Origin of the sequence: Streptomyces sp. SID14436 (genome assembly GCF_010548465.1) — a bacterium.
Classification (GTDB): Bacteria; Actinomycetota; Actinomycetes; order Streptomycetales; family Streptomycetaceae; genus Streptomyces.
This window is the reverse complement of sequence record NZ_JAAGMD010000872.1, coordinates 1-23,983: the sequence shown is the minus strand read 5'-3', so window position 1 is coordinate 23,983 and position 23,983 is coordinate 1. Positions and strand designations below refer to the sequence as shown.

Sequence of the window (23,983 nt, the reverse complement as noted above, 5' to 3'; positions counted from 1 at the left end):
TCGGTGCGGGCGCCCCCCGGGTACGGGCAGGTCTCGGTGCGGGCGCGTCCCGGCACGGACGCGCCCCGGCACGGACGCCCCCGCGGTACAGGCGGGCCCCCGGCACAGATGCCCCCGGCACAGATGCCCCCGGCCCTGTCGCGCCCCGACACCGACGCACCCCCAACCCGGTCGCGCCCCGGCACGGACGTGCCCCCGGCCGATGGGTGGGCCGGGGGCGCAGGCGGCGTGTGCGGGGCGGTTCACGGGGGGCCGGCGCCGACGGAAGGCCCCGGGTCGAGGGCGCGGGGAAGGCGGGGCATCAGCTCGAAGACACCGGCCAGCCGGGTGTGCTCCAGCAGCCGGCGGAAGGCGGGGCTGTCCGAGACCAGCCGCAGGCGGCCGTTGCGGAGCAGGACGCGGTTGCGGGCCCGGCAGAGCACGCTCAGGCCCGAGCAGTCGATGAAGGACACCGAGCGCAGGTCCACCACCAGGTCGGGGAACGGGCCGGCGGTCAGCGCGTCGAGGCGCTCGGCGAGCACCGGTGCCGTGAGCAGGTCGAGTTCGCCGTGCGGGGCGACGATCGCGGTACCGGCCGCGGCGCTCTCCCGCAGCCCCGCGTCGGGTCGGCCGGAGGAAGGGGACATGTCGAGAGAGCCAACACCTCCGCAGCGGCGCCGGGGAAGGGCCGTCCGGCCCCGGGGGACGGGGTCCGTCGGGTCCGGCGTCACCGCCCGGGCAGGTGCCGGAGTACGGCCGGCCGAGCGGAATCCGGTGGAACGGGACAAGCTGGAGGGGAGGCGCGTGCGGCCGGCGCCGCCGGGTGCCCCGGGCGTTCCCCGCGGTGGCGAGGCGGTCCGCCCGGGCCGCGCCCCGCGCCCCGTGAACCCGCGCACCACCCGCCGAACGGCGTGGGAAGAGAGGGAGTGACAGCCATGGCCGGACAGGTCCCGCCGCCCGACCAGGACGGCACACCGGTCGGCGACCTGGGGCGCCGTCTGGCCCACCGCAGAACCGAACTCGGCCTCACCCGTGAGGAGACGGCGTCCCGGGCCGGCCTGGCGCCCAGCTACCTCGCCCATCTGGAGGAACACGCCGGAGCCTCGCCCGGCACCGGTGTCCTGATCCGGCTGGCCGGGGTCCTCGGCACCACCCTGAACGGGCTCACCGGCGGCGACACCGACCTGCCCCCGGGGACCGGCCGGGCGGCTCCGCACGCAGAGTTCTCCGAACTGGACGAGGAGGAGTCGCGCGCCCTGCTCGGCACCCACGGCGTCGGCAGGCTGGCCGTCCCCACGGACGACGGGCCGTTCATCGTGCCGGTGAACTACGACGTCGTCGACGGCGCGGTGGTCTTCCGGACCGCCCCGGGCACGACGCCCGCACGGGCCTCCGGGCACCGGGTGGCCTTCGAGGTGGACCGCATCGACGACGCCCTGAGCCAGGGGTGGAGCGTCCAGGTGCGGGGGGACGCGGTGACCGTCACGGACCCCGAGGAGACCGCGCGGCTCACCGAGCGGGCGTACACCCGGCCCTGGGCGGGGGCGGAGCGCGACCGGTGGATGCGCATCGAGCCGTTCGAGATCACCGGGCGGCGCATCAGCGCCTGAACCGCGGTGCGGCGGCGGACGCCTCCGGCGCGGACGGCACAGGAGCGGCACCGCGGGGGATCGGTGCCGCTCCCGAACCCGATGATGCCCCCGGCGCCCCGCCGGGGGCCAGTGGCCGAAGGTCCCCGTCCCGGGGTCCGGCCGGCCCTCGGAGCACGGCCGGATCCGGGGCCCGGATCCGAGATGGGGCCGTCCGGCCCTGGCCGTCCGGCCCCGGAGGGAGAAGGATCTCCGTGGCAGGGGAATCCTGGGCAGGGGCATCCTGGAAGCACGGGGGACCGCGACCGCGGGGACCTGCCGCACATGAGGACACGAGGACGAGGAGCACCAGATGACGGACGGCGAGCAGCCCGGGCCCGAGCAGCCGATCCGGGTCTTCCTCCTGGACGACCACGAGGTCGTCCGGCGCGGAGTCCACGACCTGCTGAACGACGAACCGGACATCACCGTGGTCGGCGAGGCCGCCACCGTCGAGCAGGCGCTGGTCCGGGTGCCCGCGCTGCGCCCCCGGGTGGCGGTGCTGGACGTGCGCCTGCCGGACGGCGACGGGGTGAGCGTGTGCCGCGAGCTGCGGTCCCGGATGCCCGACCTGGCGTGCCTGATGCTGACGTCGTTCGACGACGAGGAGGCGCTGCTGGACTCGATCATGGCGGGCGCCTCCGGCTATGTGCTGAAGCAGATCCAGGGCTCGGACCTGGTCCAGGCGGTGCGGACGGTGGCCGCCGGACAGTCCCTGCTCGACCCGAGCGCCACCACCCGGCTGATGGCCCGCCTGCGGCAGGAGCAGCAGCCGGAGGAGGAAGAGGACGCGCTGCCCGGCCTGACCGAGCGGGAGCGGGAGATCCTCGCCCTGATCGGCGAGGGGCTCACCAACCGTCAGATCGGCCGGAGACTGTACCTCGCCGAGAAGACGGTGAAGAACCACATCTCCCGGCTGCTGGCCAAGCTGGGTGTCGAGCGCCGCATCCAGGCCGCGGTGATCGCCACCCAGGCCCAGGACCGGCTGCGCCGCCCGGAACGCTGACCCGGCCGGTCCGGCGACCGGGGGGACGGGCACGTGCCGCTGCGGATACCGTTGCTCCTGCCGGCCCGTGCGCACCGCCGGAGCCGGAGAGGGACGGGAGGTACACGGGTGGCAAGCTCCGAGCGGGACGGAGACCCCCGGGTCCGGCTGCCGCAGCTGAGGCTGGACGAGCTGCTGGAGGAGCTGCAGGGGCGCATCGACGCGGCCCGGGGCACCCGTGACCGCGTGCACAGCCTGCTGGAGGCGGTGCTGTCGGTCGGCCGCGAGCTCGACCTGGAGCAGGTCCTGCACAGCATCGTCGACGCGGCGGCCGCCCTGGTCGACGCGGAGTACGCCGCGCTGGGCGTGATCGGCCCCGACGGCAAGCGCCTGTCGGCGTTCCACACCGTCGGCGTCGACGAGGAGACCATCCGCCGCATCGGCGCGTACCCCGAGGGGCACGGCATCCTCGGCGAGCTGATCCGGCACCCCGAGCCGCTGCGGCTGGCGAAGCTCTCCGAGCACCCCGCCTCCTACGGCTTCCCCGCCCACCACCCGCCGATGAACACCTTCCTCGGGGTCCCCATCCGGGTGCGCGACCAGATCTTCGGCAACCTGTACCTCACCGAGAAGCGGGGCGGCGCCCAGTTCGACGAGGAGGACGAGTCGGTCCTGGCCACCCTCGCCGTCGCCGCGGGCGTCGCCATCGACAACGCCCGGCTGTACGAGGAGTCCCGGCTGCGCGAGCGGTGGCTCCAGGCGAACGCCGAACTGACCCACGGGCTGATGGCCGGCATCGGGCGCGGCGAGGCCCTGCTGCTGATCGCCGAACGCGCCCGGGAGATCACCGGGGCGGCCCTCGCCGAGGTGGCCGTCCCGATGGCCGGCACCGACTCGCTGACCGTGGAACTGGCCATCGGGCAGGAGGCGGACGCGCACCGAGGGCTGGTGGTCCCCGTCGACGACAGCCTGCTGGGCCGGGCCTTCACCAGCGCCGCGCCGGTCACCAGCCCGGACGTCTCGTGCGACGAGCGGGTCTCGTCGGGACCGCCCCGGTTCGCGGGCCTCGGCCCCGCCGTGGCCGTCCCCGTCGGCTCCGGGGACGGTGTGGGGGCCATCGTGCTGCTGGTGCGGGCCACCGGGCAGGGCGAGTTCTCGCAGAAGGAGATCGAACCGCTGCGGGGCTTCGCCGCCCAGGCGGCGGTGGCGATGGAACTGGCCGCGCGCCGCGAGGACGCCGAACAGATCGCCGTCCTGGAGGACCGCGACCGCATCGCCCGTGACCTGCACGACCTCGCCATCCAGCGGCTCTTCGCCACCGGCATGACGCTCCAGAGCGCGGGCCGCTTCATCGAGCACCAGGGGGCCTCGGAGCGGGTGACCCGGGCCGTCGACGACCTGGACGAGACCATCAAGATCATCAGGTCGACCATCTTCGGCCTGCGTGCCCGTGACGGCGCGTCCGGCACGGGACTGCGCGCCCGGGTGGTGCGTGTCGTCGGTGAGGCGGCGCCCGTGCTCGGCTTCGCGCCCAGCGTGCGCATGGAGGGACTGGTCGACACCCACGTGTCCCGGGAGACCGCCGACCACGTCGTCGCCGTCCTGTCCGAGTCGCTGACCAACGTCGCACGTCACGCCCGCGCCGGACGCGTCCAGGTGAGCCTGGAGACCGACGGACGCGAGGTCCGCCTGACGGTGACCGACGACGGCGTGGGCCTCCCCGAGGGGGGCCGGCGCAGCGGCCTGCGCAACATGGCCGAGCGGGCGGAGCAGCTCGGCGGCACCCTGGACATCGACAGCTCCCCGGGCGGGGGCACCACGCTGCGGTGGTGCGTCCCGGTGACCGGCGGCTGACGCGCCCCCGGCGCCGGGGGCGGGGCGGGGCGCGACGTGTGCCGGGTGCCGGGCCGGGGTACTTGAGTGCGCACCGTCCGCCGGGAGCGATCCCGGCGGACGCTGCCGGGAGGGAGCGTCGAGGTGACCGGCTGGACCTGGGAGTACGAGGGCTACGACCCCGCCGACGAGCGGCTCCGGGAGTCGTTGTGCACGCTGGGCAACGGCCGCTTCGCCACCCGGGGCGCCCTGCCGGAGTGCTCCGCCGACGACGTCCACTACCCGGGCACCTACGCGGCGGGCTGCTACGACCGGCTGACCTCGGAGGTCTCCGGGCGGCGGGTCGAGAACGAGGACATGGTCAACCTCCCGAACTGGCTGCCGCTGCGCTTCCGCCTGCCCGGCGGTGACTGGCTCACCCCCGACACCGAGAGGGTGCTGGACCACCGCGAGATCCTGCACCTGTCCTCGGGGCTGCTGGAGCGGCAGACCCGCTACGCCCTCGGCGGCGGCCGGGCGCTGCGGGTGCGCCAGGAGCGGCTGGTGCACATGGCCGACCCGTATCTGGCTGCCCTGCGCACCGAGTTCACGCCCGAGGGGTTCAGCGGTCCGCTGGAGGTGGAGGCGGCTGTCGACGGCGGGGTGACCAACGCCGGGGTGGCCCGCTACCGGGCCCTGGACGGGCGGCACCTGACGCATGTGCACACCGGCGCCTCCGACAAGGACACGGTGTGGATGCGCTGCCGCACCCGTACCTCCGACATCCGGATCGCCCTCGCCTCCCGGCTGCTGTGCGAGGCACCCGTCACCGATCACACGGGCGGGGACGACCCGCGTGCCGTGCAGCGGATCGCCCTGGAGCTGGCCGAGGGCCACCCGGCGACCGTCGACAAGGTGGTCGCCCTGCACACCTCGCACGACCCGGCGATCAGCGACCCCCTGCACGCCGCCGTCGACCGGGCGGGCCGGGTGGCGGGCTTCGACGAGCTGGTGGAGTCGCACCGCACCGCGTGGGGCCAGCTGTGGCGGCGGGGCGAGCTGGACGTGCCGGGGGAGGCGGGCAGCATCCTGCGCCTGCACCTGTTCCACGTGCTGCAGACCCTCTCCCCGCACACCGCCGACCTGGACGTCGGGGTGCCGGCCCGCGGGCTGCACGGCGAGGCCTACCGGGGGCACGTGTTCTGGGACGAGCTGTTCGTGCTGCCGTACCTCAACCTGCACTTCCCCGAGGTGTCCCGGGCGCTGCTGCACTACCGCTACCGGCGCATGGAACGCGCCCGGACCGCCGCCCGGGACGCCGGGCACAGCGGGGCGATGTACCCCTGGCAGAGCGGCAGCGACGGCCGGGAGGAGTCCCAGACCCTGCACCTCAACCCGCGCTCCGGCCGCTGGGTGCCCGACCACACGCACCTGCAGCACCACGTCGGCTCGGCGATCGCGTACAACGTGTGGCAGTACTGCGCGACCACCGGCGACGCCGAGTTCCTGCACACCAGGGGCGCCGAGATGCTGCTGCAGATCTCCCGCTTCTGGGCCGGCGCGGCGACCTACGACCCGTACCTCGGCCGGCACCGCATCCGGGGCGTCGTCGGCCCCGACGAGTACCACGACGCCTACCCCGGCGCCGACCGGCCCGGCCTGGACGACAACGCGTACACCAACGTCACCGCCGCCTGGGTGCTGGCCCACACCCTCGACGTGCTGCGTGAGCTGCCGGAACCCCGGCGCCGTGAGCTCGACGAGCGGACGGGCCTGGACGCGGCCGAGCTGGACCGCTGGGATGAGGTGTCCCGCACCCTGTACGTGCCCTGGCACGACGGCGTCATCAGCCAGTTCGACGGGTACGCGGACCTGGCGGAACTCGACTGGGAGGGCTACCGCCGGCGCTACGGGGACATCCGGCGCCTGGACCGGATACTGGAGGCCGAGGGCGACAGCGTCAACCGCTACCGGGCCTCGAAGCAGGCGGACGTGCTGATGCTCGGTTACCTGTTCTCACCGGCCGAACTGCGGGAGCTGTTCCGCCGGCTGGGCCACGACCTCGACGAGCACGTGTGGCGGCGCACCGTCGACCACTACCTGCACCGCACCAGCCACGGGTCCACCCTCAGCGGGCTGGTGCACGGCTGGCTGCTGGCCCGCGACCGGCGGGAGGAGGCCTGGGCGTTCTGCCAGGAGGCGCTGCGCGGGGACATCGCGGACCTGCAGGGCGGCACCACCGGGGAGGGCGTCCACCTGGGGGCCATGGCCGGCACCCTCGACCTCGTGCAGCGCGGGCTGCCCGGCCTGGAGACCCGCGACGGCGCCCTGCGCCTGGACCCGGTGCCGCTGCCCCAGCTGTCGTCCTACGGCTTCACCCTGCGCTACCAGGGGCACTGGGGCGTCCGCATCCGGCTGGAGCGGGGCTTGGTGGAGATCGCCGTGCCCGCCTCGGGGCCGGGGCCCGTCGAGGTGCGGCTGCCGGACGGCACGGCCCGCCTCCGGCCGGGGGAGACGGGCCGCCTACCGCTCAGGGAGTGACCGGCCGGTGAGGGCCGGTCACCTGTCGGCGGTCTGGTGACGGGCGGTCACTTGTGGAACGTGATGTACCCGTTGCCGTCGCGGTCCGAGCCGCGCTTGGTGTACTTGTGCACGTCGGCCCGGCTGCCCGACGGCTTCAGCAGGTAGATGGTGTCCTTGTCGTTGTTCCAGATGAAGTTGCAGTTGTTCCGGTAGACGACGTTCTTCTTGTCGGAGTCCTTGCCGCGCCCGCCGCGCAGCTTCACGAAGTCGCCGGGCTCCAGATAGTGGTTCGCGGTGAACGTGAACCGGTTCCCGACGGCGTCCTTGACGACGTACCCCCGGAGATTCACCTTCTTGGTCTTCGAGTAGTTCTTGACCGTCAGGTACTCCTGGTGGGTGTTGCCCCCCGAGCACTTGTTGGAGTCGCGCCCCGGCGCGTCGTACTGGACCCCGCGCACCTTCAGCGCGGAGGTGTACTCGGCGGCCTGGGCCGGAGCGGCCGTGAGCGTGGCCAGCGCGCCCGCGGCGACGGTGGCGGCGACGGCGGCAGTGCGTATGCGCATGTACTGATCCCCCCTTATGCCCCTCATGTGAGGGACATGTGGTCATTCGGTGAAGGCAGGATCGTACACAACCGCCGTCGTGCTCACGTCGGGAACGCCGCGAACGCGCGGAAACCGTGCGGGACGGAGGCTCAGGCGCCGCTCTCCCGCAGCATGTCCTCGCGCTCGACGATCTTCACGCGCGCGCGTCCCTGCGGCTCGCCCAGCGCCTTCTCCGCGGCGTCCAGCCGGTGCCAGCCGTCCCAGGTGGTGAAGCGGATGCCGCGCTCGGCCAGGAACGCGTCCACCGCCTCCGGGGCCGGCGCCTCGGGCGTCAGCAGCCGCCCGGCCGCGTGGTCCTCCAGGAGGTTCGCCACCGTCTCGTTGGCGTCGCCCTTGGTGTGCCCGATCAGGCCGACCGGGCCGCGCCTGATCCAGCCGGTGACGTACGTGGACGGCAGGTGCTCGCCGTTCTCCTGCACGACCCGTCCGCCGCGGTCCGGGACCGTGCCGGAGTCGATGTCCCAGGGCAGCTTGGGCAGCTGGTCGGACAGGTAGCCCACCGCGCGGTACACGGCGCTGACGTCCCAGTCCTTGAAGGTGCCGGTGCCCTTGACGTTGCCGGTGCCGTCCAGTTCGGTGCGCTCGGTGCGCAGGCCGGTCACCTTGCCGTCCGCGCCGAGGATCTCCACCGGCGACTCGAAGAAGTGCAGGAACAGCTTGTGCGGACGGTCGCCGGTGTCGCGGATCGCCCAGTTCTCCAGGGTCTTGGCGACCATGTCGGCCTGCTTGTTGCCGCGCCGGGTGGCGATGGAGCCCTCGTCGTAGTCGATGTCCTCGGGGTCGACGATCACCTCGATGCTGGGGGAGTGGTCCAGCTCCCGCAGCTCCATCGGGCTGAACTTCGCCTGTGCCGGGCCCCGGCGGCCGAACACGTGGATCTCCCTGGCCCGGTTGGCCTTGAGGCCGTCGTACACGTTGGCCGGGATCTCCGTCGGCAGCAGCTCGTCCGCCGTCTTGGCGAGGATGCGCGCCACGTCCAGGGCGACGTTGCCGACGCCGAGCACCGCGACCTTCTCGGCCTCCAGCGGCCAGGTGCGCGGCACGTCGGGGTGGCCGTCGTACCAGGAGACGAAGTCGGCGGCGCCGTAGGAGCCGTCCAGGTCGATGCCCGGCACCGACAGGGCGCGGTCGGCCGTCGCGCCGGTGGCGAAGACGACGGCGTCGTAGAAGGTGCGCAGGTCGTCGAGGTGGAGGTCCGAGCCGTAGTCGACGTTGCCGAACAGCCGGATCTGCGGCTTGTCCATCACCTGGTGCAGGGCCGTGATGATGCCCTTGATCCTCGGGTGGTCCGGGGCGACGCCGTAGCGGATGAGCCCGAAGGGCGCCGGCATGCGCTCGAAGATGTCGATGGACACCCCGGGGTCGGCGGCGACGTCGGACTTGAGCAGGGCGTCGGCGGCGTAGATCCCGGCGGGGCCGGATCCGACGACGGCTACCCGCAGGGGGCGGGGCATGTCAGGTTCCCTTCGAGCGAGGTCAGGCGTCTCGTCGGAAGCCTAAGCTAAGGCAAGCCTTAGTCGGTACCTGGGTCCCGTCTATGCCCTCATAAGCCCGCCTTATGGGATCCCCAGAGTCCCCTTATGTGCCGGGGATGGGCTGCTCGGCCCAGATGACCTTGCCCGCCGGGAGGTACCGGGTGCCCCAGCGCTCCGAGAGCTGCGCCACCAGGAACAGTCCCCGGCCGCCCTCGTCCGTCATCGTCGCGTACCGCAGGTGCGGCGAGGTGCTGCTGCTGTCGAACACCTCGCAGATCAGATGCCGGTCGCGCAGCATCCGCACCTGGATCGGGTCCCCGCCGTACCGCATCGCGTTGGTGACCAGCTCGCTCAGGATCAGCTCGGTGGTGAACGTCAGCTCCTCCAGCCCCCACTCGGCCAGCTTCCGCGCCACCGCGGCCCGCACCTCCGCGACGGCCGCCGGGTCGGACGGCACCGGCCACTCGGCGATCCGGTCCGCGCTCAGCGCCCGCGTGCGCGCCACGATCAGGGCGATGTCGTCGACCGCCTTGGCCGGGCGCCGCGCCTCCAGCACCGCCCGGCAGGTGTCCTCGGGCGACTCCCCGGCCCCTTCCAGCGCCTGCCGCAACTGCTCCAGACCGACGTCGATGTCGTGCCGCCGATCCTCGACGAGCCCGTCCGTGTAGAGCACCAGCCGGCTGCCCTCCGCCAGCTCCAGGTCGGCCGTCTCGAACGGCAGGCCGCCGAGGCCCAGCGGCGGCCCGGCCGGCACGTCCGGGTACTCCACCCTGCCGTCCGGGTGGATCAGCGCGGGCGGCGGATGGCCCGCCCGGGCCACCGTGCACCGGCGGCTGACCGGGTCGTACACGGCGTACAGGCAGGTCGCCCCCGTCACCGGGGCACTGTGCTCGTCCTGCGTCTCGTCCTGGTCGATGCGGGCGACCAGCTCGTCCAGCAGCGACACCAGCTCCTCGGGCGGCAGGTCCAGCGCGGAGAAGTTGTGGACCGCGGTCCGCAGCCGTCCCATCGTGGCGGCGGCGTGCAGGCCGTGACCGACCACGTCGCCGACCACCAGCGCCACCCGGGACCCGGACAGCGGCAGCACGTCGAACCAGTCCCCGCCCACCCCGGCCTGCGCGGGCAGATAGCGGTAGGCGATGTCGAGCGCCGTCTGCTCGGGCAGCGTCCGCGGCAGCAGGCTCCGCTGCAGCGTCACCGCCATGCTGTGCTCCCGGGTGTAGCGTCGGGCGTTGTCGATCGACACCGCCGCCCGGGCCACCAGCTCCTCGCCCAGCGCCAGCTCGTCCTCGTCGAAGGGCTCCGCCTTCTCCGACCGCCAGAAGCTGACCACGCCCAGGACGAGCGCCCCCGCCCGCAGCGGCACCGTGATCAGGGAGTGGATGCCGAACTCCACCACCTGCCCCGACCGCTCGAAGTCCTGGGCCCGCCAGCCCGGTGCCGCGCCGAGCCGCGGTTCGAGCACCGGCCGCCCGGTGGCCAGGCTGCGCCCCTGCGGGGACGACGCGACGTACCGGATCGCCTGGCCCAGCGGATACAGCGGGGCGTCCTCGCTGATCCCGGCCCGTGCCGCACGGCGCAGCGAGGCCGTCGCGTCCGGCTGCCCGCCGTCCAGCACCGGCTCGAACAGGTCCACCGTGGTGTAGTCCGCGAACCGCGGCACGGCCAGCTCCGTCAGCTCCTCCGCCGTGCGCGTGACGTCCAGGCTCGTGCCGATGCCGACCCCGGCGTCGTACAGCATGTTGAGCCGCTCCCGGGCGTCCTCCGCCCGGCCGGACAGGGCCCGCAGCTCGGTGGAGTCGCGGACCGTGGCGACGCTGCCGGGTGGTCCGCCGGCCCGGTCGGTGGGCCGCTGGTTCACCGCCAGCAGCCGGTCGTCGACCCGGTGCACCTCGTCGGTGACGACCCGGCCCGAGGACAGCAGCTCGGCGGTGCCGGGGTCCAGGCCCAGATCCAGGACCTGCTTGCCCTCGGCGTCGTCGGGGAGCCGGAGCAGCCGGTGCGCCTCGTCGTTGGCGAGCATGAGCATGCCGTCCCCGCTGACGATGACGACGCCCTCCCGCACGGCGTGCAGCACCGCGTCATGATGTTCGTACATCCGGGTCATCTCGTACGGGCCCAGGCCGTGGGTCTGCCGCAGCAGCCGTCTGCTGACCAGGGCCGCGCCGCCGGTCGCCAGGGCCAGCGCGGCGGCCGCCGCGCTCAGCACCAGCGGCAGCTGGTTGTTGGCGGCGCCGCCCACGTTCTCGGTGGTGATCCCGGCGGACACCAGCCCCACGACGGTTCCGTCGCCGTCCCTCACCGGCACCACCGCCTGTACGAGCCGGCCGATCGTGCCCTCGATCTCCTCCACCACCGGCTCCCCGGCCAGCGCCGGGCCAAGGCTGCCGACGAACTTCCTGCCGATGCGGTCAGGCTTGGGGTGGGTGTAGCGGATGCCGTCGGTGTTCATGACGACGATGAAGTCGACCCCGGACGCCTCGCGGGCCGCCTCCGCCCGCGGCTGGAGCACGGCGGTGGGGTCGGGGGACTCCAGCGCCTCGACGGTGCCCGGCGCGTTGGCGAACGTCTCCGCGACGGCCAGCGACCGGTTGCGGGCCTCCTGCGTACTGTCCTTGCGCACCTGGAGCACCAGCGCGACGACGGCCGCCACCACCAGCAGCAGCACGATCATCAGATGCAGGGCGAACACCTGTCCGGCGACACTGCGTCCGCTCAGGGCCGACCGCAGTGCCGCCGCCGGATGCCCCCGCGGACGGTCGCCCTCCTGCCGCCGCTGCCTCAGGGACGCGACGGAGCCGGGCCGGGGTGACGGCCGGGTCTTGGAGCGACCCACGAGTCGGACCATGTGCCGAGTGTAACTACCGGCCAATGTGGCGCGTCTTCGCCGTGGAACACCGGACGGCGGGGTGCCGGCCCCCGGCCCCCGCGCGCTCGCGGCCGCCCCGGCCGGTGCCGTGGCCGGTGGCCGTGGACCGCCCGCCGTGACCCGCTACTCGATCGGGCCGGTCCAGTGCGGGTCCTCGCCGAGCCAGGCGTCGCCCTGCTCGATCCACGCCGCGTCGGACCGGCTCACGGTGACCACGATCGACCCGGCGTCGCTCTCGGCGATGGCGCGGTCGTCGTGGAAGGTGCCGCTGCGGCCGGGGGCCAGGCGGCCCGTCATCTCCTTGGCGCCCTCGACGGACAGGAAGGTGGTCTCCCCGCCCGTGGTGCCGCCCTCGGTGGTGGTGGCGAGGTGGTCCAGGTCGTAGGGAGCCTGTGTGCCGTTGGTGACCGTGTAGGTGACACGGAAGGCGGTCTGCCCGGCCTCGGGGCGGCTGTCCCACTCCCCGAACCGGGTGAGCCTCCTGATGCTGTCGACTCCGACCTTCAGGCCGTCCGTGTAGGCGAAGGTGTCACCCACGGCGAGTTCGGTGTCGGGCTGTGCCGGGGAGGGGTCGGCCGACGGGCTGCCGTCGCACTGCTCCATCCACTCGGCCTGCGAGAGGGCGGAGCCGGGGCCGCAGTCCGGGGTGCCGGGCACGGACTTCGTGACGGTGGCGGTGGCGCGCTGCGCCTCGCCCTGGGGAGAGTCGTCGCTGCTGCACGCGGTGAGGGCGACGGCGAGGACGGCCGTCGCGGCGACCGCGGTTCCTCTGAGGTGCGTGGGTCCCCCAACTGCTGCTGACCCGTGGAGGGATGGTCCGAGGCCGGCGGGGAGAGGGGACGGCGCACGGTCCTCGACGACGGTGACGGCGCCCGGTGCCGGTTCTGCCCCAAGTCTCCGCCGTGCGGGGGACATCCGCCACTCGGGCCACGGCGGACGTCCTGCACCCCTGACGTCACAGGGCCGCGCGCGGTCACCCCCCTGCGGCCGCGCGCGGCCCTTCCGCGGCGCGCGGACCGTCCCCCGGCCGTCCGCGCGCGGTCTGTCACCGGGCCGCCGCCCCTCACGGGCGGCACCCGGTGTGTGTCAGTCGCTCAGCGCGCGGGCCAGTTCGCTGGTCGCGCGGGCGATCTCGGTGTCCTGCTCGGCCATCAGGCGGCCGAGGTCGCCGCGGCGGGCCCGGACCGCCTGCCGCGCGGCCCGCTCCCAGACCACCGGGTTCTCCCGACGGTTGAGCAGCTTGGGGTACGCGGCGGCGGTGCACTCCCACTGCCGGGCGTCGGCGATCGCCTTGAGGAGCTGGATGATCTGGGGGCGGCAGCTGACGTGCGGCAGCTGGGCCAGCTCCCAGAGGAAGGGGACGGTGGCGGCGGTCGCCTGCTCCACGACGAATCCGTACTGGCAGATCCGTTTCCGCAGGTCCTCGAGAGCGGACCGGGCGGTCTCGGCGTCCCCCCAGGCGATGCCGTTGAGCAGCAGGGGGATGGCCGCCGCCGATCCGGTGGAGTCCTGGATGTCCGCCCACGGCACCCGGGACAGTGCGGTGAGAGGGGTCGTGCGAACCACTCCGGTGGGGGGTGTTCGGCGCACAGGGCGCTCGCTGCTCGGCTGTTCCGTCGAAGCGCTGCGCATGGCGTGGGTGCCTTTCCGCGGCAGTCGTGTCAGATGGGAGGGTGGGTGGACAACCGGGCCCACACCGTCTTGCCCGCCGGGGGAGTGGGGGACCAGCCCCACGCCTCGGAGAGGGCGTCGACGATGCACAGCCCGCGGCCGTGCTCCAGGAGGGAGCCGCTGCCGGGTCTGTGGACGGGCGGACGGTCGTCGGAGTCGGAGACGGTGAGCAGCAGGTGGGCCGGGCCCAGCCGGAGACCGAGCCGGACTTCGGGCCCGCCCGCGCACCGGGGTGCCGCGTGGGTCGCGGCGTTGGCGGTCAGTTCGGTGACGACGAGAGCGGCGTCGTCCCCGTGGTGCCCCAGACGCCAGGCGTCGAGGGTGCTGCGGGTGAAGGACCGGGCGCGGGCGAACCCCTCCCGGCTGCACTCGACGCGCAGCGCCACCGAGGCGGACGCGGCGCCGGCCGTCTCCGGCATCGGTGGCGACGCGTGGCGCGGTACCGCGGTGGACGGACCGGCCGCGAGCGCGGTGGCCGGGCCGCAGCCACTCGCCTGAGCTCCCACTCCGGCCGGTGCCCGGAGTACGTGTTGCGCAGGTGATGACACGGCATCTCCCCGATGCGACGTCAGAAACGGTGCGCCAACAAGGGGGTTGACGCCACAGCTATTATCCACGCTGACAGCGCTCGCGTGCAATTGCACGAGAAATTGCGCGAGATTTTTCGGGTGGGGCGAGTACGGCCGACAGGACTCGGCCCTCCCGGAGTACGGCCGGGCCTCGTGCGCGGCAGGACACGTGGACAGCAAGGAGACTGCGGTGCCAGGAGTGCGGAACGGAGTGCGGGCGAGCCAGTTGGACGCCCACTGGATCAAGAGCCGGCACAGCAACGCCGAGGGCAACTGTGTCGAAGTGGCCCCGCTGCTCGACGGAGGCGTCGCGCTGCGCAACTCCCGTGATCCCGACGGCCCCGCGCTCGTCTACACGGCGGCGGAGCTGGCCGCGTTCCTGGCCGGCGCCAAGGACGGGGAGTTCGACCACCTCGTCTGACGCGCCCGAGCCGGGAGGGAGCCGGTGCCGGCCACCTCGTCCGGGCCGGCGCCGGTTCGGCCAAACGGAGCTCAACTCCCCACTTCCAGACGGCTTCTCGCCGTCCGATGCGGCGGACGGGGGACAGGTGCGATAGTGTAAATCGCCCTTGTGCCGGTCTGTCTGGGAGTCAGGATGTCCGCCGCGTCGCCGCGTATCTCCCGTCTGGAGCCCTATCTGGACCGGCCCGAGCCGGCGCCGACCTTGCTGAAGATGCTGGTCGGCGTGCAGCTCGCGGGCTTCCGGGAGGACGCCGGGCTGGCCCAGGAACAGGCGGCCCGCGCCGCCGGTTTCAGTGCGGCCAAGCTGTCCCGCATCGAGTCCGGAAAGGGCCGCCGCCCGCCGACCGAGGCCGACGTCCGCACCCTGCTGAAGCTCTACGGCACCGACGACTACGAGGCGTCCGTCCTGCTCAAGCTGTTGCGGCGGGCCGGTGAGCCGGGCTGGTGGCAGCGGTACGACAAGCGGCTGATGCCGGAGTGGTTCGACCGGCTCGTGGGCCTGCAGGAGGCCGCGGCGACCATCCGCACCTTCGAGATCCAGTACGTCCCCGGACTGCTCCAGACCGCCGACTACACCCGCGCGGTGGTGGAGCGCGGCCTGCCCAACGCGCCCTCCGGCGAGGTCCGCCGCCGCGTCGAACTGCGCATGCGGCGGGCCGAACTGCTCCAGCGCCCGGGCGCGCCCCAACTGTGGGCGGTCATCGACGAGTCGGTGCTCCTGCGGGTCCTGGGCAGCGCCGAGGTGATGCGGGAACAGCTCCGGCACCTGCTGGCCATGGCGGAGCGGCCCAACGTGACCGTGCAGATCGTCCCGCTCAGCGTGACCAATGCCTCCGCGCCCGCCATCCCCGTCACCTACCTGCGGTTCGGCGGGCTCGACCTGCCCGACGTGGTCTACCTGGAGCACATCCGCAGCGCCAACTTCCTGGAGGACCGCGACGAGACGGAGGAGTACCGGATCGCGCTGGACCGTCTCGCCGACGAGGCGCTCAAGCCCCGGGACTCCCTGGAACTGCTGCGCACCACCATCGCGGAGCGCTACCCCGAGGGGTAGTACCGAAGCGGGGCGGCCGCCACCCGCGCGCCCGCCCCGCGGACACGACGACGCCCTTCGCGCGGCCTCGGGGGCCGGGCGAAGGGCGTCGTGCTGTCCGGGGGGGGGGGGCCGGGCCGGCCGGCCCGGGATCAGAGCGGAAGCCGGCCCACGCCGCCGAACTCGATCCACTCGTTGGTCAGCTGACGGGGCGCCACCTCCGAGTCCGGACGCCAGGTGGAGACCTCCACCAGTCCCGGCTCCAGGATCTCCAGCCCCTCGAAGTAGCTCTCGACGTCCTTCGGCTCGCGGACCCGGCCCCAGTTGCCCTGCGTCGCCCGGTCCATGAAGTTCGTGACGAAGTCACGGACCTCGGGGTCCTCGCTGACCAGCTGGCACATCACCATGAAGCTGCCCGGCGCCAGCCGTTCGCGCACCCGGCGGGCCAGCGCGAGCGGGCCGTCGGTGTCGCTGTCCGGGATGCAGTGGAACGTCGAGTTGAACAGCACGCACGCCGGCTGGGAGAAGTCGATCAGGCGCTCGGTCTCCGGGTGTCCGAAGATGCCGTCGGTGTCGCGCATGTCGGCCTGGATGACCACGGTGCGCTCGTCCTGCTCCAGCAGGGCGCGGCCGTGGACCAGCACCATCGGGTCGTTGTCGACGTACACCACGTGGGTGGACGGGTCGATGCGCTGCGCGACCTGGTGGACGTTCTCCTGGGTGGGCAGGCCGGAACCGTGGTCCAGGTACTGCCGGATGCCGTACTCCTGCGTGAGGGTGCGCACCACCCGCTGGAGGAAGCGGCGGTTGTTCAGAGCGAGGCGGCGCGTGCTCGGCACCACCTTGTCGAGTTCCTCGGTCGCGGCCCGGTCGGCCGCGTAGTTGTCCTTGCCGCCCAGGTAGTAGTCGTACATACGTGCGGCCGTCGGCACGGTTGCGTCGATCTCGGTGGACAGCTGCTTGCCGGAATGCATCGTTCCCCCTGCGGAGTACCGCGCCAACTGGACTGACTGGACAGGGAGTACATCCTAGGGAGCCCCGACGGGTCCCGGCCAGCCCGTTGGCGAACCGGCCCCCGAACGAACGATGTCGAACACGCCCTCCACTCCGCAGCGCACGCGGGCGGACACGGTACGTGATGACTCGGGTCGCGGAAGCCGGGTACTCACGGCAGAGTCGACTGCGCCGCAGGAGGTGGACCGTGAACAGCACGCCGGACCGGATCGCGCATCCCTGGGGGACGCGCACCCCCTACGCCGCCGGCACCCCCTGGCCGGTGCGGACGGACACGCACCTGGCCGACGGGATCACCGAGGACGACGTGGAGCGCTGGGTGCGGACCGCGTCCATCCTCCATTCCAACGGGGACGCGATCGACATCGCCGTGCGCGACGGCCGCATCGTCGGCGTACGCGGCCGCGCCGTCGACCGGGTCAACCGCGGCCGGCTCGGCCCCAAGGACCTCTACGGCTGGCAGGCCAACCACTCGCCCGACCGCCTGACCCGTCCCCTCGTGCGCGAGAACGGCCGCCTGGTGGAGACGGACTGGAACACCGCCATGGAGCGGATCACCGCCCGCACCCGCGACCTGCTCGACGAGCGCGGGCCCGGCTCGATCGGCTTCTACACCTCCGGGCAGCTGTTCCTGGAGGAGTACTACACCCTCGCCGTCCTCGCCCACGGCGGCATCGGCACCAACCACGTCGACGGCAACACCCGGCTGTGCACCGCCACGGCCGCCGAGGCCCTCAAGGAGACCTTCGGCTGCGACGGCCAGCCCGGCTCCTACGAGGACGTCGACCACGCCGACACCCTCGCCGTGTTCGGACACAACGTCGCCGAGACCCAGACGGTGCTGTGGATGCGGATGCTGGACCGCCTGGACGGCGCCGACCCGCCCGCGCTGATCTGCGTCGACCCCCGCTTCACCCCCGTCGCCCGCCGGGCCGACGTGCACCTCGCGCCGCGCGCCGGCACCAACGTGGCCCTGCTCAACGCGCTGCTGCACGAGATCATCCGCACCGGCCGGACCGACCGCGCCTACCTCGACGCGCACGCCGTCGGCTTCGACGACCTCGCCGCCGCCGTCGAGAAGTGCACCCCCCGGTGGGCCGCCGAGATCTGCGACGTCCCGGCCGCCGAGATCGAGCGGGCCGCGGAGATCCTCGGCAGCGCCCGCCGGCTGATGTCCACCGTCCTCCAGGGCGTCTACCAGTCCCACCAGGCCACCGCGGCGGCCGTCCAGGTCAACAACCTGCACTTGATCCGCGGCATGCTCGGCCGACCCGGCTGCGGACTGCTCCAGATGAACGGCCAGCCCACCGCCGAGAACACCCGGGAGTGCGGCGCGGACGGCGACCTGCCGGGCTTCCGCAACTGGGAGAACCCCCGGCACGTGAAGGAACTCGCCGAGGTGTGGAACCTGGAGCCCGAGGACATCCCCCACTACGGGCCGCCCACCCACGCCATGCAGATGTTCCGCTACGCCGAGCAGGGCTCGCTGCGCATGCTCTGGATCAGCGCCACCAACCCGGCCGTGTCCCTGCCCGAACTGTCCCGCATCCGGTCGATCCTCGCCCAGGAACGGCTGTTCGTGGTGGTGCAGGACCTGTTCCTCACCGAGACCGCCCAGCTCGCCGACGTCGTGCTGCCCGCCGCCACCTGGGGCGAGAAGACCGGCACCTTCACCAACGCCGACCGCACCGTGCACCTGTCCGACAAGGCGGTCGAACCGCCCGGCGAGGCGCGGGCCGACCTCGACATCCTGCTCGACTTCGCGGCCCGCATGGACTTCCGCGACAAGGACGGCGCCCCCCTGATCGGCTGGCACGACGCCGAGTCCGCCTTCGCCGCCTGGCAGCGGTGCAGCGCCGGACGCCCCTGCGACTACACCGGGCTCAGCTACGAGAAACTCCGCCACGGCAGCGGCATCCAGTGGCCCTGCACCGACGACGCCCCGGACGGCACCGCGCGCCTGTACACCGACGGCATCACCTGGGCCCACCCCGACCTGTGCGAGAGCTACGGACGGGACCTGGTGACCGGGGGAAGCGTGAACAGCGACGAGTACCGCTCCCTCAACCCCGAGGGCAAGGCCGTCATCAAGGCGGCCGAGTACATCCCGCCGCACGAGGACACCTCCGAGGAGCATCCCCTCCAGCTCGTCACCGGCCGGACCGTCTACCACTTCCACACCCGCACCAAGACCGGCCGCGCCCCCGAACTCAACGCCGCCGCACCGGACGTGTGGGCGGAGATCTCCCCGCGCGAGGCCGCCGCCCAGGGACTCGCCGACGGCGACCTGGTCCGCATCACCACCCCGCGCGGCGCGATCCGGGCCACCCTGCGCACCACCGCGATCCGCGACGGCATGGTCTTCGTGCCCTTCCACTACGGCTACTGGGACACCCCGGCCGGCCACCGCCCGCCCGACGACGGCCCCGGCCGGGCGGCCAACGAGACGACGATCACCGACTGGGACCCCGTCTCCAAGCAGCCCCTGTTCAAGACGGCCGCGGCCCGCGTCACCCTCGTCGCCCGCCGCGAGGACCGGGAGCGGGCCGGCGGTGCGGACGGGGCGGAGGGGAACGGATCATGAAGGGCGTCACGCTGGTTCTGCGCCTCCTGCACGACGGCGAACGCGACCTGGAACAGGACCTGCTGGCCGCCGCCTCCCGGCACCGCGTCGAGCACGAGTTCCACCACGTCGCGATCGACGTCGCCCGCTGGTCCCGGGAACACGCCGCCCGCCTCGCCGAGACCGGCCGCGACCACGGTCTCGACCTGTCCGGCCCGCGCGGCAAACCCCAGGCGGGAGCCCTCGCCGCCCTGCGGGAGAAGGCGTCCGAGGCCCTCGGCCGGCGCCCCGAGCCGGGCCTGCTCCTACTGCACGACCTGCGCGACCTGCACCTGTCCGCGGCCGGCAACGCGCTGCACTGGGAGATGCTCGGGCAGGCGGCCCAGGCCGGCAAGGACACCCGGCTCCTGGCGCTGGTCTCCGCCTGCCACCCGCAGACCCTGCGCCAGATGCGCTGGACCGAGACCCTGCTCAAGGTGCTCTCCGCACAGCTCCTCACCAGCACGTCCCTCCCGGACTGAGCGCACCGGTCGGCACGACGGGCCGCGCGCCGCTATCGTCGGTTGCGTCCCTGCCGACCCCCCACGGGCGCGGCCACCGGCCGGCCCGTCCCCACGGGAGAGCGCCATGAGTGCCACGGACGACTACTACGACCTCGGCACCCACCACCGGCCGGTGACCACCTCCTCCCCGCAGGCCCAGCTCTGGTTCGACCGCGGGCTGGTGTGGACCTACGCCTTCCACCACGAGGAGGCGGTCGCCTGCTTCGAGAAGGCGGTGGCGGCCGATCCCGACTGCGCCATGGCCCACTGGGGCATCGCCTACGCCCTCGGGCCCAACTACAACAAGCCGTGGGACGCCTTCGACGGCGACGACCTCGCCCGCACCGTCGAACGCACGCACGAGGCCGTCGAGCGGGCCCACGCGACCGCCGCCCGCGTCACCCCCGTCGAACAGGCCCTGATCGGCGCCCTGCGCGCCCGCTACCCCCGGGACCGGCCCGTCGCCGACTGCTCGGTGTGGAACGAGCCCTACGCGGACCGCATGCGGGAGGTGTACCGGCTCGCCCCCGACGACCCGGACGTCGCCGCGCTGTGCGCCGACGCCCAGATGAACCTCACCCCCTGGCAGCTGTGGGACCTGCGCACCGGACACCCCGCCGAGGGCGCCCGCACCCTGGAGGCCAAGGCCGTCCTCGACGCGGGCCTCGCCACCGACGCCGGCGCGCACCACCCCGGCGTCGTCCACCTGTACATCCACCTGATGGAGATGTCGCCGACCCCCGAAGCGGCCCTCACCGTCGCCGACCGGCTGCGCGGCGCCGTACCCGACGCCGGGCACCTGCTCCACATGCCGTCCCACCTCGAGGTGCTGTGCGGCGACTACCGGCGCGTCGTGTCGGACAACGTCCTCGCCACCGCCGCGGACGAGAAGTATCTGGCCCGCGCGGGCGCCATGAACTTCTACACCCTCTACCGGGCCCACAACATCCACTTCACGGTCTACGGCGCGATGTTCGCCGGACTCTCCCGCACCGCCCTGGACGCCGCCGCCCGGCTGGAGGCGGCGGTCCCCGAGGAGCTGCTGAAGGTGGAGAGCCCGCCGATGGCGGACTGGCTGGAGGGCTTCCTCGCCATGCGGGTGCACGTGCTGATCCGCTTCGGCCGCTGGGACGACATCCTGGCCCTGCCCTTCCCCGACGACCCGCGGCTGTACTGCGTGACCACCGCGATGCTGCACTACGCCCGCGGCGTCGCCCTCTCCGCGACCGGCGCCGTCGAACGGGCCGAGAAGGAACGCACCGCCTTCCGCGCCGCCGTGGAGCGGGTCCCCGAGACCCGGATGCTGTTCAACAACACCTGCGCGGACGTCCTCGCCATCGCCTCCGAGATGCTGGACGGCGAACTCGCCTACCGCAAGGGCGATCCCGACGAGGCGTTCGCCGCCCTGGAACGCTCCGTCCACCTCGACGACAACCTGCCCTACGACGAGCCCTGGGGCTGGATGCAGCCGACCCGGCACGCCTACGGGGCACTCCTGCTGGAACAGGGGCGCATCGAGGAGGCCGAGGCGGTCTACCGCGCCGACCTGGGACTGGACCCCACCCTGCCCCGCCCGCTGCAGCACCCCGGCAACGTCTGGGCGCTGCACGGCTTCCACGAGTGCCTCACGCGCACCGGCCGGACGGCGGAGGCGGCGATCGTGGCCCAGCAGCTCAGGACGGCGGCCGCGGTGGCCGACGTGCCCATCGAGGCGTCCTGCTTCTGCCGGCTGCGGACGCGTCCCGCGGAGCCGGCCGACCACGCCGGCGGCTGCCACTGCCCCTGACGCCCGGGGCGTACGGCACCCCGACGCGCGGACGCCCGGGCCCCGGCCGCCGGGGCCGGGAACCGGGCCTCAGCGGGATGCCTGCATCGCGGCCTGGAAGGACTCCATGCAGGAGAGGCAGTGCCGGTCGGTGGCGTGCCGCCGACGGGACTCGTCCTGCTTCTCCACCCCGCACAGCGTGGCGTCCTTGTCAGGGGTCAGGACGTGCCACACCGGCTCCCCCGAAGTGTCCGCACCGCACCACATCTCGTGCATTCCCAGCTCCCTCCGGGTCGGCATGATGCCGCTTCCATACGACCACCGCGGCGCCCGGACGGCGCGCCCGGGCAGCCAAGCGGGTGAGGGGCGGGCCCCGGATGCGGGCGGCGGGCGCCCGCCGGATCCTGGAAGGATGACGAAGGCACCGATCGTGGTCCACCCGCCGCTCGGGTCGGGCGGACGGCGCGTGACCGTGCGCGGTGAGATCGTCGGGCTCGCGTACTCCGACCGCGACGTGGTGGAGTTCCTGCGGCGCGCCGGGTTGCCGGAGGGGGAGCGCCTGCTGGACGACCCGGCCTGGGTGAAGTGGTCCGGAGGCCGCGCACACACCTACGACGCCGCCTGACACGGACCGGCCGGCGCGGTGCGGCCACCGTCGGCGCCGACTCCGGCGGTGACCGCGTTCTGCTCGTCTACCCCGCCTTTCCCACCGCATGCAGGGGTCCTCCGCCCTGCCCGTCCGGCCGGTCCCGCCGTCGTTCTCCGGTGTCCCGCACCCCCGTCCGGGGCCGGTCCGGCGGGGCTCGACGCACGAGACCGGTTCCGGTCCGGGGCCGGTCCATCGGCGCTCGGCGCACGAGACCGGTGATATTGCCGGTCCGCACCGCACCCTTCCTCTCCGACAGTGGCACCGCCAGCCCACAGGCGGACCCCCGGCCGGTGCACGGCCGCACCCTCGTCACCACCGTGCATCGCGCCGGCGGGGCGGACCGCCGCGACAGAGAGGACCCCTCGTCGTGCAGCAGCACCCCCACACCACCGGCATGAGCGACCCGGCCCCGGCACCGACGCGACGCCGTCGCACCGGCAGGCTCGCCGGACTGGCCGCGTCCGTCGCCGCCCTCGCCGCCCTCGGCGCCTTCGCAGGGCCGGGCGCCCACGCGGCCGACAACCCCTACGAGCGCGGACCCGCGCCGACCGAGTCGAGCATCGAGGCGCTGCGCGGCCCGTACTCCGTCTCGAGCGTCTCCGTCTCCTCGCTCGTCGCCAGAGGCTTCGGCGGCGGCACCATCTACTACCCGACCAGCACGTCCGACGGCACCTTCGGCGCGATCGCCATCTCGCCCGGTTTCACCGCCTACGAGTCGTCCATCGCCTGGCTCGGCCCGCGCCTGGCGTCCCAGGGCTTCGTGGTGTTCACCATCGACACCAACACCACGCTCGACCAGCCCGACTCCCGCGGGGACCAACTCCTCGCCGCCCTGGACCACCTGACGGAGCGCAGCTCGGTGCGCGGCCGCGTCGACAGCAGCCGGCTCGGTGTGATGGGCCACTCGATGGGCGGCGGCGGCAGCCTCGAGGCCGCCAAGGACCGGCCCTCCCTCCAGGCGGCGATCCCGCTGACCCCCTGGAACCTCGACAAGACCTGGCCCGAGGTCCGTACCCCCACGCTGATCTTCGGCGCCGACGGCGACTCCATCGCCCCGGTCCGCACCCACGCCGAGCCGCTGTACCAGGGGCTGCCGTCCTCGCTGGACCGCGCCTACATCGAGCTGAACAACGCGAACCACTTCACGCCCAACACCTCGAACACCACGATCGCGAAGTACAGCATCTCGTGGCTGAAGCGCTTCATCGACAACGACACCCGCTACGAGCAGTTCCTGTGCCCGCTGCCCCGTCCGAGCCTGACCATCGAGGAGTCGCGGGGCAACTGCCCGCACACCTCCTGACCTCCCGAGCCCGGCTCTGTCCCACCCGGTGGCGGCCCGCGAACCCGGCGGGCCGCCACCGGCGTTGTGCGGGCGCACCGCCGGGGCCCGCCCGCCTTGGGCCGGTGCACACTCCGCTTCCCCGGCGGAGCGGGCGAAGCCGCTGGCCACAGGGCGGATGAGCCTTCAACGACACCCGGACGCCCGTCTTCCGGCAGAACTTACGCGTGAGTAAGGTCCCGGGAATGACCGGACTGACGCCCCCCCGATCCGCTTCCCACCGCTACCGCGCGGGCTCGCAGCGGCGGGCGATCGCCGAACTCCTGGACCGGCTGGGCACCGAGGGCGGTGTGCGGCTCGTGACCGGTGACCCCGGCTGCGGACGCTCGGCCCTCCTCGCCCACGCCGCCCGCTCCTTCCGCGCCGGACCGGTGTGGCACGTACGGGCCGACCCGGCGGGGTCCGCCCGGCCCCGTGACGGCCTGCACACCCTGCTCCGGGCCGCCGGCCGCCCCACGTCCCCGCCCGGCGGCACGGCCGGCGAGGCCCTGCTCGCC

The 23,983-nt window shown here is 73.4% G+C and carries 21 protein-coding genes; 12 read left to right on the top strand and 9 right to left on the bottom strand.

Going from position 1 to position 23,983, the window contains the following annotated elements:
• Positions 1–242: 242 nt before the first annotated feature.
• Positions 243–626, bottom strand: coding sequence for an STAS domain-containing protein (locus tag G3I53_RS32010; RefSeq protein ID WP_164337428.1), 384 nt, complete (start codon positions 624–626; stop codon positions 243–245).
• A gap of 288 nt (positions 627–914) precedes the next feature.
• Here G3I53_RS32010 and G3I53_RS32005 point away from each other — a divergent pair, with 288 nt between their 5' ends.
• The 4 genes from G3I53_RS32005 (at position 915) to G3I53_RS31990 (ending at position 6,945) form a co-directional block, all read left to right on the top strand.
• Positions 915–1,589 (top strand): pyridoxamine 5'-phosphate oxidase family protein, encoded by a 675-nt coding sequence (locus G3I53_RS32005; RefSeq protein WP_164337429.1) that lies wholly within the window; start codon positions 915–917, stop codon positions 1,587–1,589.
• Between the two features lie 331 nt (positions 1,590–1,920).
• On the top strand, positions 1,921–2,613 hold the full coding sequence (locus tag G3I53_RS32000; RefSeq protein WP_164337430.1) for a response regulator transcription factor: 693 nt from the start codon (positions 1,921–1,923) through the stop codon (positions 2,611–2,613).
• A gap of 108 nt (positions 2,614–2,721) precedes the next feature.
• A complete protein-coding gene (locus G3I53_RS31995) occupies positions 2,722–4,446 on the top strand; it encodes a GAF domain-containing sensor histidine kinase (protein WP_164337431.1) in 1,725 nt (574 codons plus the stop codon).
• A 123-nt stretch (positions 4,447–4,569) separates the two neighbouring features.
• Positions 4,570–6,945: a glycosyl hydrolase family 65 protein gene (locus G3I53_RS31990; protein WP_164337432.1), complete on the top strand. Its 2,376-nt coding sequence runs from the start codon at positions 4,570–4,572 to the stop codon at positions 6,943–6,945.
• Between the two features lie 47 nt (positions 6,946–6,992).
• Here G3I53_RS31990 and G3I53_RS31985 read toward each other — a convergent pair whose 3' ends face one another.
• The 6 genes from G3I53_RS31985 to G3I53_RS31960 form a co-directional block, all read right to left on the bottom strand.
• On the bottom strand, positions 6,993–7,490 hold the full coding sequence (locus G3I53_RS31985) for a lamin tail domain-containing protein (protein WP_164337433.1): 498 nt from the start codon (positions 7,488–7,490) through the stop codon (positions 6,993–6,995).
• A gap of 131 nt (positions 7,491–7,621) precedes the next feature.
• Positions 7,622–8,986: an FAD-dependent oxidoreductase gene (locus tag G3I53_RS31980; RefSeq protein WP_164337434.1), complete on the bottom strand. Its 1,365-nt coding sequence runs from the start codon at positions 8,984–8,986 to the stop codon at positions 7,622–7,624.
• Between the two features lie 124 nt (positions 8,987–9,110).
• Positions 9,111–11,855, bottom strand: a complete 2,745-nt coding sequence (locus tag G3I53_RS31975; RefSeq protein WP_164337435.1) for a SpoIIE family protein phosphatase/ATP-binding protein — start codon at positions 11,853–11,855, stop codon at positions 9,111–9,113.
• Between the two features lie 144 nt (positions 11,856–11,999).
• Positions 12,000–12,533 carry a hypothetical protein gene (locus tag G3I53_RS31970; protein WP_164337436.1) on the bottom strand — a complete coding sequence of 178 codons (534 nt, stop codon included), beginning with the start codon at positions 12,531–12,533 and terminating at the stop codon, positions 12,000–12,002.
• Positions 12,534–12,962: 429 nt separating this feature from the next.
• Positions 12,963–13,508 (bottom strand): hypothetical protein, encoded by a 546-nt coding sequence (locus G3I53_RS31965; protein WP_203592355.1) that lies wholly within the window; start codon positions 13,506–13,508, stop codon positions 12,963–12,965.
• Positions 13,509–13,537: 29 nt separating this feature from the next.
• Complete coding sequence (locus tag G3I53_RS31960) at positions 13,538–13,966, bottom strand: ATP-binding protein (RefSeq protein ID WP_239064213.1); 429 nt, start codon at positions 13,964–13,966, stop codon at positions 13,538–13,540.
• 340 nt (positions 13,967–14,306) lie between these two features.
• Between G3I53_RS31960 and G3I53_RS31955 the strand changes: the two genes are divergently transcribed.
• Positions 14,307–14,537: a DUF397 domain-containing protein gene (locus G3I53_RS31955; protein ID WP_164337438.1), complete on the top strand. Its 231-nt coding sequence runs from the start codon at positions 14,307–14,309 to the stop codon at positions 14,535–14,537.
• 174 nt (positions 14,538–14,711) lie between these two features.
• Entirely contained in the window at positions 14,712–15,632 is a 921-nt protein-coding gene (locus G3I53_RS31950; RefSeq protein WP_164337439.1) for a helix-turn-helix transcriptional regulator, read from the top strand.
• Between the two features lie 131 nt (positions 15,633–15,763).
• Here G3I53_RS31950 and G3I53_RS31945 read toward each other — a convergent pair whose 3' ends face one another.
• Positions 15,764–16,585, bottom strand: coding sequence for an SAM-dependent methyltransferase (locus G3I53_RS31945; protein WP_164337440.1), 822 nt, complete (start codon positions 16,583–16,585; stop codon positions 15,764–15,766).
• A 227-nt stretch (positions 16,586–16,812) separates the two neighbouring features.
• On the opposite strand from G3I53_RS31945, the gene G3I53_RS31940 reads away from it, so the two are divergent.
• The 3 genes from G3I53_RS31940 to G3I53_RS31930 all read left to right on the top strand — a co-directional run bounded on the left by G3I53_RS31940 (position 16,813) and on the right by G3I53_RS31930 (position 21,516).
• On the top strand, positions 16,813–19,209 hold the full coding sequence (locus tag G3I53_RS31940) for a nitrate reductase (protein WP_164337441.1): 2,397 nt from the start codon (positions 16,813–16,815) through the stop codon (positions 19,207–19,209).
• Positions 19,206–19,709, top strand: coding sequence for a hypothetical protein (locus G3I53_RS31935; RefSeq protein WP_164337442.1), 504 nt, complete (start codon positions 19,206–19,208; stop codon positions 19,707–19,709). The genes G3I53_RS31940 and G3I53_RS31935 overlap by 4 nt, the downstream gene beginning before the upstream one ends.
• A gap of 106 nt (positions 19,710–19,815) precedes the next feature.
• Complete coding sequence (locus G3I53_RS31930) at positions 19,816–21,516, top strand: hypothetical protein (protein ID WP_164337443.1); 1,701 nt, start codon at positions 19,816–19,818, stop codon at positions 21,514–21,516.
• A 69-nt stretch (positions 21,517–21,585) separates the two neighbouring features.
• Here the strand turns inward: G3I53_RS31930 and G3I53_RS31925 are convergent, their stop codons facing one another.
• Positions 21,586–21,795 (bottom strand): hypothetical protein, encoded by a 210-nt coding sequence (locus tag G3I53_RS31925; protein WP_164337444.1) that lies wholly within the window; start codon positions 21,793–21,795, stop codon positions 21,586–21,588.
• Between the two features lie 112 nt (positions 21,796–21,907).
• Between G3I53_RS31925 and G3I53_RS31920 the strand changes: the two genes are divergently transcribed.
• From G3I53_RS31920 to G3I53_RS31910, 3 genes are all read left to right on the top strand, one after another.
• A complete protein-coding gene (locus G3I53_RS31920) occupies positions 21,908–22,120 on the top strand; it encodes a hypothetical protein (RefSeq protein WP_203592357.1) in 213 nt (70 codons plus the stop codon).
• Positions 22,121–22,538: 418 nt separating this feature from the next.
• Positions 22,539–23,447 (top strand): alpha/beta hydrolase, encoded by a 909-nt coding sequence (locus G3I53_RS31915; RefSeq protein WP_164337448.1) that lies wholly within the window; start codon positions 22,539–22,541, stop codon positions 23,445–23,447.
• Between the two features lie 224 nt (positions 23,448–23,671).
• Positions 23,672–23,983: ATP-binding protein (locus G3I53_RS31910; protein ID WP_203617553.1), on the top strand; the 312-nt coding region annotated here is incomplete at its 3' end.

Bases quoted from the DNA above. Each gene is read 5' to 3' on its own strand.
- G3I53_RS32010 (WP_164337428.1), bottom strand. From the start codon at position 626: ATGTCCCCTTCCTCCGGCCGACCCGACGCGGGGCTGCGGGAGAGCGCC.
- G3I53_RS32005 (WP_164337429.1), top strand. From the start codon at position 915: ATGGCCGGACAGGTCCCGCCGCCCGACCAGGACGGCACACCGGTCGGC.
- G3I53_RS32000 (WP_164337430.1), top strand. From the start codon at position 1,921: ATGACGGACGGCGAGCAGCCCGGGCCCGAGCAGCCGATCCGGGTCTTC.
- G3I53_RS31985 (WP_164337433.1), bottom strand. From the start codon at position 7,490: ATGCGCATACGCACTGCCGCCGTCGCCGCCACCGTCGCCGCGGGCGCG.
- G3I53_RS31980 (WP_164337434.1), bottom strand. From the start codon at position 8,986: ATGCCCCGCCCCCTGCGGGTAGCCGTCGTCGGATCCGGCCCCGCCGGG.
- G3I53_RS31975 (WP_164337435.1), bottom strand. From the start codon at position 11,855: ATGGTCCGACTCGTGGGTCGCTCCAAGACCCGGCCGTCACCCCGGCCC.
- G3I53_RS31965 (WP_203592355.1), bottom strand. From the start codon at position 13,508: ATGCGCAGCGCTTCGACGGAACAGCCGAGCAGCGAGCGCCCTGTGCGC.
- G3I53_RS31960 (WP_239064213.1), bottom strand. From the start codon at position 13,966: ATGCCGGAGACGGCCGGCGCCGCGTCCGCCTCGGTGGCGCTGCGCGTC.
- G3I53_RS31950 (WP_164337439.1), top strand. From the start codon at position 14,712: ATGTCCGCCGCGTCGCCGCGTATCTCCCGTCTGGAGCCCTATCTGGAC.
- G3I53_RS31945 (WP_164337440.1), bottom strand. From the start codon at position 16,585: ATGCATTCCGGCAAGCAGCTGTCCACCGAGATCGACGCAACCGTGCCG.
- G3I53_RS31935 (WP_164337442.1), top strand. From the start codon at position 19,206: ATGAAGGGCGTCACGCTGGTTCTGCGCCTCCTGCACGACGGCGAACGC.
- G3I53_RS31930 (WP_164337443.1), top strand. From the start codon at position 19,816: ATGAGTGCCACGGACGACTACTACGACCTCGGCACCCACCACCGGCCG.
- G3I53_RS31925 (WP_164337444.1), bottom strand. From the start codon at position 21,795: ATGCCGACCCGGAGGGAGCTGGGAATGCACGAGATGTGGTGCGGTGCG.
- G3I53_RS31920 (WP_203592357.1), top strand. From the start codon at position 21,908: ATGACGAAGGCACCGATCGTGGTCCACCCGCCGCTCGGGTCGGGCGGA.
- G3I53_RS31915 (WP_164337448.1), top strand. From the start codon at position 22,539: ATGAGCGACCCGGCCCCGGCACCGACGCGACGCCGTCGCACCGGCAGG.